Source organism: Caldisericaceae bacterium (genome assembly GCA_036574215.1).
Taxonomy (GTDB): domain Bacteria; phylum Caldisericota; class Caldisericia; order Caldisericales; family Caldisericaceae; genus Caldisericum.
The window spans coordinates 1-1,551 of the sequence record JAINCR010000109.1 but is presented as its reverse complement, the minus strand read 5'-3'; the positions used below and the strand labels follow the sequence as shown (position 1 = coordinate 1,551).

General features: G+C 30.0%; 3 protein-coding genes. 2 read left to right on the top strand and 1 reads right to left on the bottom strand.

From position 1 onward, the window contains the following. The coding region (locus K6343_06735; GenBank protein ID MEF3245653.1) for a UDP-N-acetyl-D-mannosamine dehydrogenase at nucleotides 1–158 on the bottom strand (158 nt) is incomplete at its 3' end. A 686-nt stretch (nucleotides 159–844) separates the two neighbouring features. Here K6343_06735 and K6343_06730 point away from each other — a divergent pair. Further along, the gene (locus tag K6343_06730; GenBank protein ID MEF3245652.1) at nucleotides 845–1,087 is read left to right on the top strand and encodes a hypothetical protein; all 243 of its coding nucleotides are present in this window, start codon (nucleotides 845–847) and stop codon (nucleotides 1,085–1,087) included. After that, nucleotides 1,027–1,551 (top strand): ABC transporter ATP-binding protein (locus K6343_06725; protein MEF3245651.1); only part of this gene is annotated, 525 nt, incomplete at its 3' end. The genes K6343_06730 and K6343_06725, both read left to right, overlap by 61 nt.

The following is a 1,551-nucleotide window of genomic DNA, read 5'->3' as shown; positions in this document are numbered from 1 at the left end:
CCTTTGTATACTTCATATACGTGCGTTTTTCCATTTTTTAATTTTTCAATGTAATTCTTGTTAATGTCAATTCCGTATACTTTTACTCCGTAGAGTGTGTAAGTAAGAGCAAGGGGTAATCCTACATAACCTAAACCTACTACAGCGATCTTTTTCATAAATTACCTCCAAGATTTAAAAATTTCCGAATTTTATTTTATTATAAAAGATTGCTTTTTCAAAACAATTTTGCTTTTTCCTACAAATTTTTAAACGTAAGAAAAGTTAAAACGCTTTTGTCATTATAAGGAAGATAGGCAAACCCTTTATATATACAACTCTTCTTCAACAGGAGAATAAAATATATTAAAGGAAGAGATTTTTAGATATTACTCAGGATAAAATTCATAAAATCTCTATTTTTACTTTAATTTTTTATAGGCTTCTTCTCAAGTAAACTCTATTTGATTGGATTGTAGGAGAAAAGACAGATTTTTATTTTGGAAATTAGATGTAGTAGTCTAAGATTACTTGAAATAAAGGTGGTGATATATTCTAAGAAGGTTTACCAAGCAAAAAGAGTGTTTGACCCTATTTTAGTTAGCTAAGTTTCTTTTAAAACTTTTTCTACAATTTTTATTGTTTATTTCTTTGAAATTTTCTAAAAACCTCTTGACTAAAAAAAAAAATTGAATAAACTATTACAAAAGGACTTTTAGAAGATTATGAAAAGCCTTATGGAAGAGAAAGTTGAATATAGGAGTTGTAATGTGAAACTTACTGAAATGGGAATGTAAGGTGAATCATTAACTCCAATGAAACATGTAAGGATATTGAGAGGCCTATATCAAATTAAAAAAGTTTTTTGGAAAAATACGGAAAATCATTAAAATCTTTTTTAGTTGATAATTCAGATATGTTAGAAAGCATTTCAAGGACTCCTGCACCGAATAAAGAGATTTGCAGGGAATGTGAAAATTTGTGGTTTTGTGGTAAATGTTTAACAAGAGGTATAATAAAAGCAAAAGAGGAAGGAGAAAAATGTGTATGGAAGAAACTAATAGTAGAGAAAGAGCCATTGCTCTTAAGGCTGTTCCAAAAACAGTAGATGGCAAGAAGATACTGCAAGATCTTTCCTTTAATGTGTATGCAAACGAAGTTCTTGCACTCATTGGGCCAAATGGAGCAGGTAAAACTACAACAGTAAGGTGTATTACAGGTATCTTAAATGTTAGTTCGGGTGAAATTGAGAAAAAAGACAGTTTAAAAATTTCTGTAATGAGTGAGAAGGATTACCTTTGGGAAAAGTTTACAGGTTCTGAGAACATAAAACTTTATTCCAAATACTTTGATGGAAATTTAGAGAAAGAGAAGATTGATTACTATGCAGAAAAATTGGGTCTTTCAGAGTTTTTGCCTAAGAGGGTCTATACCTATTCAAAAGGGACGAAGAGGAAATTTTCCTTTCTCCTTTCACTATTGCCAAATCCTAATCTTCTAATTCTTGACGAGCCAATGAGTGGTCTTGATCCAATTTCAAGGAGAAATATGAGAGAATTGATATTTGAATTA